Source organism: uncultured Maribacter sp., from assembly GCF_947500405.1.
Lineage (GTDB): Bacteria > Bacteroidota > Bacteroidia > Flavobacteriales > Flavobacteriaceae > Maribacter_B.
Genome location: NZ_CANMRY010000005.1, coordinates 203468 through 219150, shown reverse-complemented (window position 1 = coordinate 219150; position 15683 = coordinate 203468). Strand labels below are relative to the sequence as shown.

Sequence of the window (15683 nt, the reverse complement as noted above, 5' to 3'; positions counted from 1 at the left end):
GAATATGAGTAATACAATTATAGATACCAATTTTAATTTTCCAGAGCAACAAAGCGTTTATAAAGGAAAAGTTAGAGAGGTTTATAAATTAAAGGATGATGTTTTAGTAATGGTAGCTACAGACCGTCTTTCTGCTTTTGATGTAGTAATGCCAAAAGGAATTCCTTATAAAGGCCAAATTCTAAATCAAATTGCCACTAAAATGATGGCAGATACTGCCGATATAGTACCAAATTGGTTAACGGCTACTCCAGACCCCAATGTAGCTGTAGGGCATGCTTGTGAGCCTTTTAAAGTAGAAATGGTAATTCGTGGATACATGTCTGGCCATGCAGCAAGAGAATATAAAGCAGGTAAAAGAATGCTTTGTGGAGTTTCTATGCCAGAAGGAATGAAAGAGAATGATAAATTTCCTTCACCAATTATTACTCCTGCTACTAAAGCAGAAATGGGAGACCATGATGAAGATATTTCTAGAGAAGACATTCTTAAAAAAGGAATTGTTTCGGAAGAAGATTATATAATATTAGAAAAATATACTAATGCATTATTCCAAAGGGGAACAGAAATAGCAGCTAAGAGAGGTTTAATTCTGGTAGATACTAAATATGAATTTGGTAAAACGGCAGATGGTAAAATTGTATTGATAGATGAAATACATACACCAGATTCTTCTAGATATTTTTATGTAGATGGTTATGAAGAAAGACAAAAAAATGGAGAAGCTCAAAAACAACTTTCTAAGGAATTTGTAAGACAATGGTTAATAAGTAATAATTTTCAAGGGTTAGAAGGGCAAACTGTACCAGAAATGACCGATGAATATATTACCTCTGTTTCTGATAGATATATTGAGCTTTATGAAAATATTACAGGAGAAACCTTTGTGAAAGCAGATATATCTGACATACAAGAACGTATTAATAGTAATGTTTTAGAGTATTTACAAAATTAGTTTTTTAAGTAACAATTTGTAGAGTAATCTTTATTATTTGTGTTGCATAAAGATTTTTGAAATGTAGACTGTCTTAGTCTAGTGGTTTAAATTCTATATTCAGATACATAAACTAGATACTAATTATTGTTAGATGTATTAAAAATGACGATATTTTATAAAATCAGTTAAAATTTAAAGCTAATAAATTAGAATATTAAACGGTACTAATTTTTAGTGTATCGCTATTTCAGGACAGGGCATTATAAAAAGCAAAAAACCCAAGATTTTAATCTTGGGTTTTTTGCTTTTTATAGTAGCGAGAACGAGAGTTGAACTCGTGACCTCCGGGTTATGAATCCGACGCTCTAACCAACTGAGCTACCTCGCCAGGTTTTTTTAACGGATGCAAATATATAGTTTAATTTTAATACCTTGCAACTATAGTTGCAAAAAAAATATTCTTCACTGTTTTATTTTTTTATCATATATAAATATATATATTGGGCTTTATTAAATTGTATAGAATGAGTGATAAAATAAAATATGAAATAGAATTTGTAATACAATCCTCTCCACAGCTATTATATCAATATTTATCTACACCTTCTGGTTTATCAGAGTGGTTTGCAGATAATGTGAATTCTAGAGGAGAGTTGTTTGAGTTTATTTGGGATGGTGCAGAAGAAGAAGCAAGATTACTAAAAAAGAAGAATGACGATTTTGTTAGATTTTCTTGGGTAGATAATGAAGATGATAGTTTCTTTGAGCTTAAAATAATTGTAGATGAAATAACAAAGGATGTTTCTTTATTTATTACAGATTTTGCAGAAGAAGATGAGCTAGATGAAGCAAAAATGTTATGGGAAAATCAAGTTTCAGATTTAAAGAGTATTTTAGGTTCTAAATAACCCTTTTCTAATATTAATAGTATCTTTGGCCTTAATTTATTAAGGCTTTTTTTATGGTTAATTTTAATGGTGAAATTATTGAGGATGACGTTCTTTTTCTTAATCAAGAAAATAGAGGACTTAGGTATGGCGATGCTCTTTTTGAAACCATTCGTTTAGTAAATAATGAGGTTCTTTTATGGGAAGAACATTATTTAAGATTAATGGCCTCTATGCGTATTATTCGTATGGAAATACCAATGGAGTTTACGTTAGAGTATTTAGAAGAGCAAATAAAAAAGTTGGCTGTTCAAAATAAATGTAACGATAAGGCCAGAGTGCGATTAACAATTTATAGAAATTCTGGAGGCCTATATTTGCCAAAAACAAATACTGTATCTTTTGTTATTGAAACAAGCCCTTTAGATGCTCCTTATTATATTTTAAATACCGAAAAATACGAAGTAGAGTTATTTAAAGATTTTTATGTTAATGCGGATATGCTTTCTAATTTAAAAACCAATAATAGAATTTTAAACGTAGTAGGGAGTGTTTTTGCAAAAGAAAATGATTACGATAATTGTTTGTTAATAAACAACTCTAAGAACGTTGTAGAAGGATTAAATGGGAATATTTTCCTTGTAAAAGGTAATATTATTAAAACCCCACCATTACAGGATGGTTGTGTAAATGGTATTATTAGAAAACAACTTATAAATATTCTTAAGAAATTAGAAGGCTATGTCTTAGAGGAGACCTCTATTTCTACTTTTGAACTTCAAAAAGCGGATGAATTATTTTTTACAAATTCTATTAAAGGAATTAAACCGGTAACTAAATATCGTAAAAAACAATATACAGCTGTCGTTGCAAAAGAATTAGTTGGAAAACTAAATGCAGTTATACGCTTGCAAAAAAGAGATTTAGTTTAAACTAGGGTTTTCTGGAGCATTAGACCAGATAAGGTATTTGCCACCTAATTCTAACATTTTTTCTTTCCAAAAAGCTCCCGCAGATTTTTGTATAATACCGCTTTGGTACTTGTTTTTTATTACAATCCAAGATTTAGAAGTAAGTTCTTGGTCTAATTGAAGAGAGGACCAACCTGAGTATCCTAAAAAGAACCTAATTTCATTTTCAGTAATTAATTCTTTATTTATTAATTTTACTGCAATATCAAAATCTCCACCCCAGAATATACCATCAGATATTTCTATGCTATTGGTAATTAAATGTGGGACTTTGTGTATAAAGTATAAGTTGTCCTGTTCTACTGGGCCACCATTATACACTTGAAAAGGAAATTTAATTTCTTTAACTAAATCATTAATAAAGTAGTCTAACGGTTTGTTTAATATAAAACCAACAGAGCCTTCCTGGTTATGTTCGGCTAATAAAACCACAGATCTGTTAAAAGATACATCTCCTGTTAAGGCAGGCTCTGCAATTAATAGTTTTCCTTTATTGGGTTTTATATCTATCATTATAACATCCTTACGTTATCTAAAATAAGGTATTTATAATAGAAACCAAAAACCTTTGGAATAAAAAAAGCGTTTCTAAGAATAGAAACGCTCTTTATATACTGTATTTTATACAGATTAGTTTACTGCTTTACCTAAATCAGCTCCAGCTTTAAACTTTACTACATTTTTTGCTGCAATTTGGATAGTTTTTCCAGTAGAAGGGTTTCTTCCTTCTCTTGCATTTCTTTTAGATACAGACCAAGATCCGAATCCTACTAAAGAAACACGTCCACCACTTTTAAGAGATCCTTCAACATTTCCTAAGAAAGATTCTAAAGCTTTTTTTGCTGCTGCTTTTGTAATACCAGAGTCAGCTGCCATTGCATCGATTAATTCTGTTTTGTTCATAATATAATTAAATTAATTGTTAAAATAATTTCAATCCTCTAACAAATTTATATGGATTTCCGACGAACACAAGTAAAATCAAGGGAAATACCCTATTTTGTTGATAACTCAGGCGGTTTGTTAATAAAGTAGGGTATTTTTTACGCTTCTCGCAGCCCAATGGTAGTAGGACTTTACACAAGATGTGCGTTTTCTTCTAATTTTAGTCCATTAAGAACATCGTTAGTTTTCATTTTTCGCTTTCCTGGTAATTGAATTTCTAATAGATTAATAAATCCATTTTTTACAGCTACTTTAATTTCTTTTTTATTAAAAATTAGTTGTCCAAACTTATAAGTATGTATTTCTTCTGTTTTAGAAATAGCATATATTTTTAAGAATATTTCCTCATTACCATTATATAAAGTTGTCCATGCTGCAGGATAAGGACAAAGACCACGAATATGATTATAAATAGAATTTAACGGTAATTGCCAATCTACTTTACAGGTTTCTTTATGAATTTTATAGGCAGACTTTAATTCTTTAGACTCCTTTTGTTTTTGTAGTGTAACTGTGTTGTTAGATATTGCAGTAATAGTCTTTATTACTAATGTAGCTCCAATAACCATTAACTTGTCATGTAATGTTCCTGCGGTATCCTCCTGCGTTATTGTGGTTTCTTCTTGTAATATTATTTCTCCAGTATCTATTTTATCGTCTATAAAGAAAGTAGTAACTCCCGTTTTTGTTTCTCCATTAATTATGGCCCAGTTTATTGGAGCAGCACCTCTATAACTTGGTAATAAAGATGCATGCAAATTAAAAGTACCATATTCTGGCATTTGCCATACTACTTTTGGGAGCATTCTAAACGCAACTACAATTTGTAAATTAGCGTTTAACTTTTTTAGTTCTTCTAAAAAAGAGGTGTCTTTAAGGTTGGTTGGCTGTAGTATTGGAATATTTTGTTCTAAAGCATACTTTTTTACTGCCGAGGTGTTTAGTTTACGACCTCTGCCAGCTGGCCTGTCTGGAGCTGTAATTACACCAATAACATTATATTTAGACGCTACTATTGCAGAAAGTGTTGCTACAGCAAAGTCTGGGGTACCCATAAAGAGTATTCTTATATTTTTCATTTTTAGCTTATTTCGTATTCGTTTTTAGAATTTATTTTTAAATACCCTTTTTCTAATAATTGTTGTAAAGTATATATTAGGTTAGTTTCTGAATAGGGTAGGAGTTGTATAATTTCTCTAGAAGAAAAACTTTTAGAGTGTATTAATTGTAATATGTCTTTTGAAATTTTTTTAAAGTCAGGCTTTGTACTTTTAGCAACGCAAACATCACATATACCACAATCTTCACTTTTATCTTCTCCAAAATATTTTAGTAATAGTTTACTTCTACATATAGCATTATTATTAATAAAAGAGAGCATATCTTTTATTTGGTTTTTTTTAATGGTATTCCTTTCTACTACTTTATTGGCAAATCTATTAATAGTGTGGTCGTCTTCTCTTGGTATTAAATACGTTATTTCTAAATCGCTATGCTTTCCTTGGTAGGTTATTATTTCTGCTTTTTCTAATTGTTTTAGGATAGAAATAATTAATTCTTCTTTTTGTCCTGTTTTTTTAGCAAGAAGATAGGTGTCTATTTTGGTTTCAAATTCAAAAATACCTCCATAAGTTCTTAATATTACTTGCGTAATTAACGCAATAGATTCATTTTTTTCTAAATAACTTAATAGTTGTTCTTTTGTAGTAATAAATTGTATAGTTGTTTTTATATGGTATGCTTCTGATAAGGATATAACCGAATTCTGGTCTAAAACTTTTAACGAATTATAGGTTAATAAAGGATTTAAGGAGTATCTAGAGCAAAATTCATTAAAGTTTAATTGTTGTTTTATAGTGTGCCCTTCTCCATAAGAAATTTGAAAAAAGTTGCTTAATTTCCTATAAATAACTTTTAAGGTTTTTACATCTGGTAAAACACTTAGAAATTGTTTTTTTAACCTTTCTTCATCTGTTTTGTTGGTAATAAGCACTACTTCAGAAAATTGATTGTCTCTACCAGCTCTACCAGCTTCTTGAAAGTAATTTTCTATACAATCTGGTATTTGGTAGTGCACCACTAAACGCACATCTGGTTTGTCTATGCCCATACCAAAGGCATTAGTAGCAACCATAATGTTAGTTTCATTGGCTAACCAAGAGTCTAGCTTTTTTTCTTTTTCTTTTTTAGAAAGTCCGCCATGGAAAAAAGTAGCACTAAGATTATTTTGATTTAAAAAATTTGAGATCTCAATTGTGTTTTTTCTATTTCTTACATATACAATACCGCTTTTTTCTACTCCACTAAATAGTTGTTTTAGACGGCCTTTTTTGTTTTCGTCCCAGAGTACTTTATATGCAAGATTGCTTCTATAGAAAGAGTCTTTAATAAAAAGAGAGTCCTTATAATTTAAGTTTGTTTCAATATCTTTTACTACTTGTTGTGTAGCTGTTGCTGTTAAAGCAATCATTGGAATGTTTGGAGCTAATGTTTTTAGGTTAGTACATTCTAAATATGCAGGTCTAAAATCATGCCCCCATTGCGATATGCAATGCGCTTCATCTATAACTAGAAGATTAACATTCATTTGTTGTATTCTTGTAGCAACAATTTCTTGTTTTAAGCGCTCAGGAGATAAGTATAGGAACTTATAATTACCATAGATACAATTATCTAGTAAATTATTTATTTCATTAAAAGGAATACCACCTGTAAGAGCAATAGCTTTTATACCCTTTTTTTGTAAACTGTCTACTTGGTTTTGTATTAATGCGACTAAAGGTGATACTACAATACAAATACCGTCTAAAGCTAATGCAGGTAACTGAAAACACAAGGATTTTCCTCCGCCAGTTGGTAGTAAAGCAAGAACATCTTTACCGTTTAATACGGCATTAATTATTTTTTCTTGTGACCCTCTAAAGGTTGTAAAACCCCAATATTTTTCAAGAAGATCTTTAGGGTTTGTTAGCACTATCTATTTTCTTTTTTATAAAGGAAACTCTATCTGCAATAGTTCCTGTTGGGACAGTTATGGTATTATAACCAAAACGAGTATATGTTTTTTCTAAATGATTATGAATTTCAACTGCTTCTTTAAAATTTTCTAGTCGTTCATTATCTGAAACATAGATCTCTTTCCAAGGAGGTAAAATAAAAATTTGAGAGTACTTATAATCCATACAAGTACCTATGTAATTCTCTGGATATTCTTGTTTAAAATAATCCATATAAGCTAGTACATCTGGAATTCCTCTGTCAAAAAAAAGTATATTTTCTTTACGACTGTTTGCATCTATAAACTGCTTGTATCTGCCATTAAAAAGCATATCATTAAAAGCATTAGGGTCTTTTACAAAAGCTAGGGGATTAGATGCTAAAGAGCTTTGATCTAATTCTTTTTTGGCTTCTAAAGTCATAGTTCTTATTATTTCATGAAAACAATAAAAACCTTCATTTTCTAAAGCGTTTATTACCGAGGTTTTACCTGTTCCTGGGCCACCAGTAATTACTATTTTTTTTGGATTCAAACTTTAAAATTTATAGAAACAAAAGTAAGGAAACCTAAAGGATAAAAAAATTAGTAACTAACTACTATCTTTGTGTAAAAAGAAATAAAAATGGATACTGAAAAATCCGAAGAGTTTTATAAAAAACTAATTGAGCAATTGTATGATACATCAAAATGGCCTTCTACCTATTTGTATAAATTTATTGTACTTAGCAAGAAAGAAAAGATAGATGCTATTAATGCTATTTTTGATAATACAGGAGCGGTTATTGAGTCTAAAAAATCTAAAAATGGAAAATATACAAGCCTTTCTATAACAGTGACTCTAAAAAATCCGGAAGCTGTTGTAGCTAAATATAAAGAGGTAACACAGATAGAGGGTGTAATATCCTTATAAAATAATAATATATAGTATAATTTTCTTATTTTGCAGTCGTTATAAAAATACTTCACTTTTATACTTATAAAAGCCTAAAACTTTTAATTTGAATTTAATAGAAAACTTAGAGTACAATACAGAACGTCCTCATTTAATAATACCAGAATATGGCCGTCATTTTCAGAAAATGGTAGATCATGCGGTATCTATAGAAGATCGCGAGGAAAGAAACAAAATTGCAAAGTCTATCATAGATGTAATGGGCAATTTACAGCCGCATTTAAGAGATGTGCCAGATTTTCAGCATAAGTTATGGGATCAATTGTTTATTATGTCTGATTTTAAATTAGATGTAGACTCGCCTTTTCCTATTACCTCCAAAGAGGTTTTAAAACAAAGACCAGAAGCATTAGAGTATCCTCAGAATTTTCCAAAGTATCGTTTTTATGGAAACAATATTAAACGTATGATTGATGTTGCTGTAGAATGGGAAAAAGGAGATATGCGTGAAGGTTTAGAGTTTGCAATAGCAAACCATATGAAAAAGTGCTATCTAAACTGGAATAAAGACACTGTAGATGATAAAGCTATATTTAAGCATTTGCATGAGTTGAGTGATGGTAAAATTGATTTAAAAACAGAAGAAGTTACTTTAACGGATAGCGGTCAGTTTTTAAAAAATAGAGTTGCAAAAACACCTAGAAATAATAATTCAGGAAAAAAATATTCAAAAAATAATAATCGCGGTAAAAAACGCTATTAAACTTCTTCATACAACTACATGGGAACATTTAAGATTGAAGGTGGTCATGCCTTATCTGGTGAAATAACACCTCAAGGTGCAAAAAATGAAGCTTTACAAATACTTTGTGCAGTATTACTAACTTCAGAAAAAGTGACAATAAATAACATTCCAGATATTGTCGATGTTAATAAACTTATTGCTTTACTAGAAGATTTGGGTGTAAAAATCCAAAAAAGAGGTAAGGGAACTTACACTTTTAAAGCAGATGATGTTAATTTAGAATATTTACAATCTGACCAATTTAAACAAGATGGTAGAGGACTTAGAGGTTCTATAATGCTTGTAGGCCCTTTATTAGCACGTTTTGGAAAAGGGTACATTCCAAAACCAGGTGGTGATAAAATTGGTCGTAGAAGATTGGATACCCATTTTGAAGGATTTATTAATCTTGGCGCAAAATTTAGATACAATAAAGAAGAACATTTTTATGGTGTAGAAGCTAAAAAGCTCAAAGGAACATACATGTTACTAGATGAAGCTTCTGTTACAGGAACTGCTAATATTGTAATGGCAGCTGTTTTAGCAGAAGGTGAAACCACTATTTATAATGCTGCTTGTGAACCTTATTTGCAACAACTTTGTAAAATGTTAGTGCGTATGGGAGCAAAAATATCTGGAATAGGTTCTAATATGCTTATTATTCAAGGGGTAGATTCTCTTGGTGGTACTGAGCATACTATGCTACCAGATATGATTGAAATTGGTAGTTGGATTGGTCTTGCTGCAATGACAAAAAGTGAGTTAACCATTAAAAATGTAAGTTGGAAAGATTTAGGGCAAATACCTACTACTTTTAGAAAGCTTGGTGTTACTGTAGAAAAGAAAGGCGATGATATTTATATTCCTTGTCATAAGGATGGTTATGAAATTCAGAATTATATAGATGGTTCTATATTAACTATTGCAGACGCACCTTGGCCAGGACTTACGCCAGATATTTTAAGTATTATTTTGGTGGTAGCTTCACAGGCAAGGGGAGAAGTACTTATTCATCAAAAAATGTTTGAAAGCAGGTTATTTTTTGTAGATAAGTTAATAGATATGGGCGCTAAAATTATTCTTTGTGACCCTCATAGAGCAACTGTTATGGGACACGATTTTAAATCTAGTTTAAAGGCAACAACAATGACCTCCCCAGATATTAGAGCAGGAGTTTCTTTATTAATTGCAGCTTTATCAGCAAAAGGAGAGTCTACTATTCATAATATTGAGCAAATAGATCGTGGGTATGAAAATATAGACGAGCGTTTACGTGCTATTGGAGCAAAAATTGTTCGTGTGTAAAATACCTTTTGGAGTATAAAATAAAAAAGCAACTCATACGAGTTGCTTTTTTATTAACCTATTTTTCAATTAAAGTTCCGTCTGGGTATTTGGCAAATCTTCCCTTTTCTTTTGGATGTACGTTATCCGCGTATTGCCATGGCCACCCACCAAATTGAGTAAGACCATATTCTTTCATAGTATCTCTTATTTCTGTCTCTGTATTCATTACAAAAGGGCCATGTTGTACAATAGGTTCTTTAATAGGTTTACCTTGTAATAGTAATATATGTGCTTTTTCTTTGCCTACTTTTATAGTTGTTTCTTTATTAGAAATTAAATCTATACCATGATTTGGAGTAATAGTTTTGTCTTCTATAAGAATAGCATCTCCATCATAAAAATATAGTGTTCTGTTTATATCATTTTTAGAAGCAGGTAAACTAAAACTTGTATTAGCTTCTAAATGTAGTGTCCATATAGCTACTTCATTTTCAGTATTTGCAGCCCATGAATTAGGAGCAGGGTTGCATGCATTAACTTTGTTATAAGTTCCAGCAATTACTTTAATAGTGGAAGAAGTATTTTTTATTATAGGAATATCTTCATTCCATAACATTGCAAAATGCGGTGCTACAAATTTATCTTTTTTAGCTAGGTTTAGCCATATTTGAAAAAACTCTAAAGGGTTTTTTTCTTCGGTATTTAATAAAGGAAACATTTCGGAATGTTGCACACCAGCTCCGGCAGTCATCCATTGTACATCTCCGTTGCCAAACCTACCTGCAGCACCTAAAGAGTCTGAATGATCGCAAAAACCTTTATTTGCAATAGAAATGGTTTCAAAACCTCTGTGTGGGTGTGATGGAAACCCCGGAATAGTTTTTCCATGATACATTCGCCAACCATCTTTAATGGTAAAATCATTACCTAAATTTCTGCCTTTTAAAGATACTGCAGGTCCCATTTCTTCATTGCCTTTAGGATACAAATCATAATGATATGCACAAAAAAGAAAAGGGTCTTGCGTTTGCCAAGGAAAACCAAGTGGAAAAATGTTTTTTATTGAATTCATTGTTTTTTAATGTTTAGCATCATTAATCTCTATCCAATACCCATCTGGGTCTTGAAAATAAATTTGTTGTACGCCATCTGCTCTAACAGTAATTGCATTTTTAGTGCCGGGCCAATTGTAATACGTAATGTTATTTTCTTTTAAATGAGTTATAAAATCCTTAAGATTTTGGGTTGCTAAACATAAATGAACAGATTTATGTTTTTTGTATTCTGGGTTTTCTTTCTGAATTAAATGAATTTGAGAGTTGTTGTTTATAATAAACCATCTAAACCCTTTTGCTAGAGTAGGGTGAGGGGTTTCTTTTAGCTTTAAAATAGAGCTGTAAAACTCAGCACTTTTATCAGAGTCTTTTACAATAACGGAATAATGATCGTATTGGAAATTAAATTCTTGGGAACAAACAGAAAAACATTTTAATATTAAGAATAAAAGTATAGCTCTTTTCATCATTGTTTTGTTAAAAAATTAAGTTCCATTATTACAAAGTTTATTCCTGAATTTACATAAGTTTTATTCGTTTCTTTTAAACCAAATTTATGATAAAAGCTTGCTTTGTTTTCTCTGGCATTACACCAAAACTTTGTTACGTTATTCTTTTTTGAATACTCTAAAAGGTGGTTTATCATTTTTGTACCATACCCATTTTTCTGATGTGTTTCTTTGGTGGCTAATTTTCTAAACTGTGCTTCTTTATTATTTATAAATAAAGAAACTACACAGACTAACTCATCTTTTACATAACCTCCAAAATGAATGCCTTCAGAATCTTTTTCTAATATAAAATGTTGTAAAGGAAAGTCTGGATACATCACAGAATGCCTTATGGGCCAGGTTTTTTTTATAAGTAATGGGCTTTATTATTAAACTACTGCTCAATCTTTACAGGAATTATATTTTTATTAAATTATTACCCCATTGAGTATAAATACTGCTCACTAGCAATTTTTCCATCTTTTACTTCATAAACACAAAGTTCTTCCATTTGCTGTCTTCCTCTTTCTTTAAAAGTACAGTCAAAAGTCATTTTTGCAGTAAAAAAGTTTCCAGCTACAACTGGCTCAGAAATTTCACTTGCATGAAAATCCTCTACACTTTCTAACCAATCTTTACTTTTATTCCAAACATTTTGCTTGCCAGTGATTAATTCTCCAGGCATACCGGGCATTTCTTTACTAACAATATCCTCTGCATATAATTCAGTAATACATTCTAAATTTTTACCTTCAGCACACATTTTACGCCATTTATTTGCAACTTCTTGAGTGTTCATTTTGTATGTTTTTTTAATTACTTTTTAAAAGTAATTAAAAATTTAAGATTAGAGTTTTAATATATTGTTATTATTTTCATTTTAATTTAGAGCTTCTTTATAAGCTTTTAAACAGCGTTCTCTTGCAAAAGTATGGTCTACAATTTTGGAAGGATAATTTAGTTCCTGAAATTCTGGAACCCATTTATTTATGTACTCTAACTTGTTATCAAATTTTTTTATTTGTGTAGTAGGGTTAAAAATTCTAAAATAAGGTGCAGCATCTACACCACTACCAGAAGCCCATTGCCAGTTACCTATGTTAGAACTTAATTCATAGTCTAATAGTTTTTCTGCAAAATAAGCTTCTCCCCAACGCCAATCTATTAATAAATGTTTGCATAGAAAACTAGCGGTAAGCATACGCACTCTATTATGCATATAACCAGTTGTATTTAATTCTCGCATTCCAGCATCGACTAAAGGATAGCCAGTTTTACCGTTTTTCCATGCTACAAATTCTTGTTCGTTATTTCTCCAATCTATTCTATCGTATTTTGGTTTAAAAGAATAATTAACGGTCTTGGGAAAATGCCAAAGAATTTGCATAAAAAATTCTCTCCAAATTAATTCATTCCAGAAAACCTCATTGTCTTCATTAATTGCTTTTTGTAACATTTTTCTAATGGATACGGTTCCAAATCGTAAATGTGGACCTAATTTTGAAGTGCCATTTTCTTTTGCTGGGAAGTTTCTTGTTTCCTCGTAGTGTTGAATTAAAAGTGGAGTGGTAGTAGGGTTTTCTACTTTTATGGACGAAGGAGTAAAACCAATTTCTTTTAAAGTTATATTTTCTGTATTACTATCTTTAATACAATTATTTAAAATGGTTTCACTAGGGAATTGTTTTAAGTGTGCATTAGGATTAAATTGTGTTTTCCACTTATTTTTATAGGGTGTGTATACTACGTAAGGTGTAGTGTCTGCTTTTAAAATATCTCCCTTTTCAAAAACTACTTGATCTTTAAAAGATTTAAAGCCTATTTTTTTATCACCTAATATTTTTTGAATTTCTAAATCCCTTTTTATGGCATAGGGTTCATAGTCATGATTTGTAAAAATAGTTTCTATATTATAGTTGTCAGAAAGATTCTTAAAGACTTCTTTGGGGTCGTTATAAAATACAGCTAGTGAACTACTGTATTTTTTAGAGAGTGTTTCTCTCATTTCTTGAAGAGTTTTGTGAATAAAGCTAACTCTAGCATCATTTTTAGGAAGCTTGTCTAAAATAATTTTGTCAAAAATAAAAATAGGAAGAACTGGATTTCCACTTTGCAATGCGTTATAAAAACCAACATTATCATGTAAACGTAAATCTCTTCTAAACCAAAAAATAGAAACCTTTATCTTCATTTTACCCTTTATTTATTTGAGATAAACCACCATCTATTCCTATTGTTTGACCTGTAATCCAGGTACTTTTATTACTGATTAAAAAACCAGCCATACTTGCAATATCTTCTGTATTGCCAATTCTCTTTAAAGGATGTCTGTTGGCCATTGCTTCTCTTCTTTTGTCATTGTTTAATAAGCGTTTGGATAAAGGAGTATCTACTAAGGAAGGAGCAATTACATTTACTCTAATTTTTGGGGCATATTCTGCAGCCAGTGATTTTGCAAAACCTTCAATAGCACCTTTAGCAGCAGCAATACTTGTATGAAAAGGCATGCCAGTACCAACAGCAACAGTACTAAATAAAACAATACTTGCTTCATCCGTCATTATAGGAATAACACTCTTTACTATATTAACTAAACTGAAAAAGTTAATTTCCATATCCTCACGAAAAGACTCCGTTTTTAGTATTTTAAAGGGTTTTAGATTTATATTACCTGGACAGTATATTAATCCATGAAGAACATCTGGTAATAATGAAGTTTCTAAGTTGTCTTTAGTAGCATCAAATTTTATATACGTTACATCTTCTAGGTTACTATTTTCTTTAGACCTGTTTGCAACATATAAATTATACTCTTCCATTATATTATTTACTATAGTTTTTCCAATACCACTAGAGCCACCAATTATGAGAATATTTTTTTTCATTTTAAAAACTTTTAAAAGTTAATTCAGGACTTTTGTTTGTAACTTTTCCGAATAGTTCTTCCAGTTTTAGATACCTGTATGTAAAAATTTCTTTTAATTTTTTTTTGACTATTATAGGATTTGCCAATTGCCCTAAAATCCCCATTGGAATTTTATAGTCTATTATATCTTCCATGATAACCCCTTCGCTTGTAGGTATTATAAAGTGCTTGTGATGCCATAAAGAATATGGTCCAAACCTTTGTTCATCTACAAAATACTCTCCTTCTTTAACATGAGTAATTTCTGTTACCCAAGTTGTCTTTATTCCAAGTACAGGAGTTACTTTGTAATGTATTATTTGACCAGAATACATTTTTTTATCTTGATTAGATAGGATGTTAAACCCCATGTAATCTGGTGTAATTATTTTTAAATTTGATGGATTTGATAAAAAGTCCCAAGCATCTTTTTGTGATATAGGTAGTTTTTGTTTGGTATGTAGTTGATAAAGTTTCATCAAACAAATATACAATTTTGTTTAATAATATTTCATAAAAATTAAACAAAATTATGTGTTTGTGATTTAGTTTTGTAAGTGTCTTCTAGTTTAATTTAAGGATTTATTAACAAATACACCTTATCATAATGTTTAGTTTTGCCTGAACAATAAAATAATATGAAAATGAAAAAAATACTATTAACACTAGTAGCTGTAGCAGCTTCATTATCTATGAATGCTCAGATTACAACACCAGCACCTAGTCCTGCTTCTAAATTAGAGCAAAAAGTAGGTTTAACAGACGTTACTGTAGAATATTCTAGGCCTTCTAAAAAGGGTAGAGAGATTTTTGGAAACTTAGTTCCTTTTAATACTTTATGGAGAACAGGTGCAAATAAAAACACTACAATATCTTTTAGTGACGATGTAGTAATTAGTGGTGCTAAAGTAAAAGCAGGTACTTATGCTGTTTTTACAAAACCTGGAAAAGAAAATTGGGAAGTGCTTTTCTATTCTAATACAGAAAACTGGGGCGCACCAAAAACATGGGATGAGAGCTTAGTTGTAGCCAAAGCAACAGTTAAAGTATATGCTTTACCAATGGCTGTAGAGAGTTTTACAATTACTATTGATGATTTAACTAATAACGGAGCATCATTAGGAATTTTATGGGATAAAACAATGGTAAATGTTCCTTTTACTGTTCCTACAGATGTTAAAGCATCTAAAAGTATAGAAACTGTAATGAATGGACCTTCTGCAAATGATTATTATGCAGCTGCTTCCTACTATTATGAGGCAGATAAAGATTTAAAGCAAGCACAAGAATGGATAGCTAAAGCGGTTTCTATGAATGATAAAGCTTTTTGGATGTCTAGAAAACAATCTCTTATTTATGCTAAGCAAGGAGATAATAAAAATGCAATTGCCGCTGCAAAAAGGTCTTTAGCAGCTGCTAAAGAAGCAGGTAATGCAAATTATATAAAAATGAACAAAGACTCTTTAACAGAGTGGGGTATTGAAGTAGAATAGCCTTTTGTAACTCTGATTATATAAATTTAAAAAAGCCA

General features: G+C 30.6%; 19 protein-coding genes and 1 tRNA gene. 7 read left to right on the top strand and 13 right to left on the bottom strand.

Annotated features, from left to right (window positions below; genetic code table 11):
• The first annotated feature begins 4 nt into the window (after positions 1–4).
• Positions 5–955, top strand: coding sequence for a phosphoribosylaminoimidazolesuccinocarboxamide synthase (locus Q0945_RS09285; RefSeq protein ID WP_299433856.1), 951 nt, complete (start codon positions 5–7; stop codon positions 953–955).
• Between the two features lie 296 nt (positions 956–1251).
• Here Q0945_RS09285 and Q0945_RS09280 read toward each other — a convergent pair.
• Positions 1252–1325 (bottom strand) — tRNA-Met (locus Q0945_RS09280).
• Positions 1326–1461: 136 nt separating this feature from the next.
• Here Q0945_RS09280 and Q0945_RS09275 point away from each other — a divergent pair.
• Positions 1462–1845, top strand: coding sequence for an START-like domain-containing protein (locus Q0945_RS09275; RefSeq protein WP_299433854.1), 384 nt, complete (start codon positions 1462–1464; stop codon positions 1843–1845).
• Between the two features lie 53 nt (positions 1846–1898).
• On the top strand, positions 1899–2756 hold the full coding sequence (locus Q0945_RS09270; RefSeq protein ID WP_299433852.1) for an aminotransferase class IV: 858 nt from the start codon (positions 1899–1901) through the stop codon (positions 2754–2756).
• On the opposite strand, the gene Q0945_RS09265 is transcribed toward Q0945_RS09270, so the two are convergent.
• From Q0945_RS09265 to Q0945_RS09245, 5 genes are all read right to left on the bottom strand, one after another.
• A complete protein-coding gene (locus tag Q0945_RS09265; protein WP_299433850.1) occupies positions 2748–3308 on the bottom strand; it encodes a YqgE/AlgH family protein in 561 nt (186 codons plus the stop codon). The genes Q0945_RS09270 and Q0945_RS09265 overlap by 9 nt on opposite strands.
• 117 nt (positions 3309–3425) lie before the next feature.
• Positions 3426–3698 (bottom strand): HU family DNA-binding protein, encoded by a 273-nt coding sequence (locus Q0945_RS09260; protein ID WP_121065908.1) that lies wholly within the window; start codon positions 3696–3698, stop codon positions 3426–3428.
• 173 nt (positions 3699–3871) lie between these two features.
• Positions 3872–4819 (bottom strand): methionyl-tRNA formyltransferase, encoded by a 948-nt coding sequence (fmt, locus tag Q0945_RS09255; RefSeq protein WP_299433848.1) that lies wholly within the window; start codon positions 4817–4819, stop codon positions 3872–3874.
• 2 nt (positions 4820–4821) lie between these two features.
• The gene (locus Q0945_RS09250; RefSeq protein WP_299433846.1) at positions 4822–6714 is read right to left on the bottom strand and encodes a RecQ family ATP-dependent DNA helicase; all 1893 of its coding nucleotides are present in this window, start codon (positions 6712–6714) and stop codon (positions 4822–4824) included.
• Positions 6698–7270 (bottom strand): ATP-binding protein, encoded by a 573-nt coding sequence (locus tag Q0945_RS09245; RefSeq protein ID WP_299433844.1) that lies wholly within the window; start codon positions 7268–7270, stop codon positions 6698–6700. Before Q0945_RS09245 ends, Q0945_RS09250 begins: the two co-directional genes overlap by 17 nt.
• A gap of 90 nt (positions 7271–7360) precedes the next feature.
• Between Q0945_RS09245 and Q0945_RS09240 the strand changes: the two genes are divergently transcribed.
• The 3 genes from Q0945_RS09240 (at position 7361) to murA (ending at position 9719) form a co-directional block, all read left to right on the top strand.
• On the top strand, positions 7361–7648 hold the full coding sequence (locus Q0945_RS09240) for a DUF493 family protein (protein ID WP_299433842.1): 288 nt from the start codon (positions 7361–7363) through the stop codon (positions 7646–7648).
• An 88-nt stretch (positions 7649–7736) separates the two neighbouring features.
• A complete protein-coding gene (locus tag Q0945_RS09235; protein WP_298485520.1) occupies positions 7737–8393 on the top strand; it encodes a DUF4290 domain-containing protein in 657 nt (218 codons plus the stop codon).
• 18 nt (positions 8394–8411) lie between these two features.
• Positions 8412–9719, top strand: a complete 1308-nt coding sequence (gene murA / locus Q0945_RS09230) for a UDP-N-acetylglucosamine 1-carboxyvinyltransferase (RefSeq protein ID WP_299433840.1) — start codon at positions 8412–8414, stop codon at positions 9717–9719.
• 58 nt (positions 9720–9777) lie between these two features.
• Here murA and Q0945_RS09225 read toward each other — a convergent pair whose 3' ends face one another.
• The 7 genes from Q0945_RS09225 to Q0945_RS09195 form a co-directional block, all read right to left on the bottom strand.
• Positions 9778–10773, bottom strand: coding sequence for a pirin family protein (locus tag Q0945_RS09225; RefSeq protein ID WP_299433838.1), 996 nt, complete (start codon positions 10771–10773; stop codon positions 9778–9780).
• A gap of 6 nt (positions 10774–10779) precedes the next feature.
• Positions 10780–11223 carry a VOC family protein gene (locus Q0945_RS09220; protein WP_299433836.1) on the bottom strand — a complete coding sequence of 148 codons (444 nt, stop codon included), beginning with the start codon at positions 11221–11223 and terminating at the stop codon, positions 10780–10782.
• The gene (locus Q0945_RS09215; protein WP_299433931.1) at positions 11223–11585 is read right to left on the bottom strand and encodes a GNAT family N-acetyltransferase; all 363 of its coding nucleotides are present in this window, start codon (positions 11583–11585) and stop codon (positions 11223–11225) included. Before Q0945_RS09215 ends, Q0945_RS09220 begins: the two co-directional genes overlap by 1 nt.
• 98 nt (positions 11586–11683) lie before the next feature.
• Positions 11684–12046, bottom strand: a complete 363-nt coding sequence (locus Q0945_RS09210) for a nuclear transport factor 2 family protein (protein WP_299433834.1) — start codon at positions 12044–12046, stop codon at positions 11684–11686.
• An 81-nt stretch (positions 12047–12127) separates the two neighbouring features.
• Complete coding sequence (locus Q0945_RS09205; RefSeq protein WP_299433832.1) at positions 12128–13438, bottom strand: deoxyribodipyrimidine photo-lyase; 1311 nt, start codon at positions 13436–13438, stop codon at positions 12128–12130.
• 1 nt (position 13439) lies between these two features.
• Positions 13440–14132 carry an SDR family oxidoreductase gene (locus Q0945_RS09200; protein ID WP_299433830.1) on the bottom strand — a complete coding sequence of 231 codons (693 nt, stop codon included), beginning with the start codon at positions 14130–14132 and terminating at the stop codon, positions 13440–13442.
• Between the two features lies 1 nt (position 14133).
• On the bottom strand, positions 14134–14631 hold the full coding sequence (locus Q0945_RS09195; RefSeq protein WP_299433828.1) for an SRPBCC family protein: 498 nt from the start codon (positions 14629–14631) through the stop codon (positions 14134–14136).
• A 165-nt stretch (positions 14632–14796) separates the two neighbouring features.
• Between Q0945_RS09195 and Q0945_RS09190 the strand changes: the two genes are divergently transcribed.
• On the top strand, positions 14797–15645 hold the full coding sequence (locus Q0945_RS09190) for a DUF2911 domain-containing protein (protein ID WP_299433827.1): 849 nt from the start codon (positions 14797–14799) through the stop codon (positions 15643–15645).
• Positions 15646–15683: the final 38 nt, after the last annotated feature.

Bases quoted from the DNA above. Each gene is read 5' to 3' on its own strand.
- Q0945_RS09200 (WP_299433830.1), bottom strand. From the start codon at position 14,132: ATGAAAAAAAATATTCTCATAATTGGTGGCTCTAGTGGTATTGGAAAA.
- Q0945_RS09195 (WP_299433828.1), bottom strand. From the start codon at position 14,631: ATGAAACTTTATCAACTACATACCAAACAAAAACTACCTATATCACAA.
- Q0945_RS09285 (WP_299433856.1), top strand. From the start codon at position 5: ATGAGTAATACAATTATAGATACCAATTTTAATTTTCCAGAGCAACAA.
- Q0945_RS09210 (WP_299433834.1), bottom strand. From the start codon at position 12,046: ATGAACACTCAAGAAGTTGCAAATAAATGGCGTAAAATGTGTGCTGAA.
- Q0945_RS09215 (WP_299433931.1), bottom strand. From the start codon at position 11,585: ATGTATCCAGACTTTCCTTTACAACATTTTATATTAGAAAAAGATTCT.
- Q0945_RS09220 (WP_299433836.1), bottom strand. From the start codon at position 11,223: ATGAAAAGAGCTATACTTTTATTCTTAATATTAAAATGTTTTTCTGTT.
- fmt (WP_299433848.1), bottom strand. From the start codon at position 4,819: ATGAAAAATATAAGAATACTCTTTATGGGTACCCCAGACTTTGCTGTA.
- Q0945_RS09275 (WP_299433854.1), top strand. From the start codon at position 1,462: ATGAGTGATAAAATAAAATATGAAATAGAATTTGTAATACAATCCTCT.
- Q0945_RS09260 (WP_121065908.1), bottom strand. From the start codon at position 3,698: ATGAACAAAACAGAATTAATCGATGCAATGGCAGCTGACTCTGGTATT.
- Q0945_RS09205 (WP_299433832.1), bottom strand. From the start codon at position 13,438: ATGAAGATAAAGGTTTCTATTTTTTGGTTTAGAAGAGATTTACGTTTA.
- murA (WP_299433840.1), top strand. From the start codon at position 8,412: ATGGGAACATTTAAGATTGAAGGTGGTCATGCCTTATCTGGTGAAATA.
- Q0945_RS09190 (WP_299433827.1), top strand. From the start codon at position 14,797: ATGAAAAAAATACTATTAACACTAGTAGCTGTAGCAGCTTCATTATCT.
- Q0945_RS09270 (WP_299433852.1), top strand. From the start codon at position 1,899: ATGGTTAATTTTAATGGTGAAATTATTGAGGATGACGTTCTTTTTCTT.
- Q0945_RS09240 (WP_299433842.1), top strand. From the start codon at position 7,361: ATGGATACTGAAAAATCCGAAGAGTTTTATAAAAAACTAATTGAGCAA.
- Q0945_RS09225 (WP_299433838.1), bottom strand. From the start codon at position 10,773: ATGAATTCAATAAAAAACATTTTTCCACTTGGTTTTCCTTGGCAAACG.
- Q0945_RS09265 (WP_299433850.1), bottom strand. From the start codon at position 3,308: ATGATAGATATAAAACCCAATAAAGGAAAACTATTAATTGCAGAGCCT.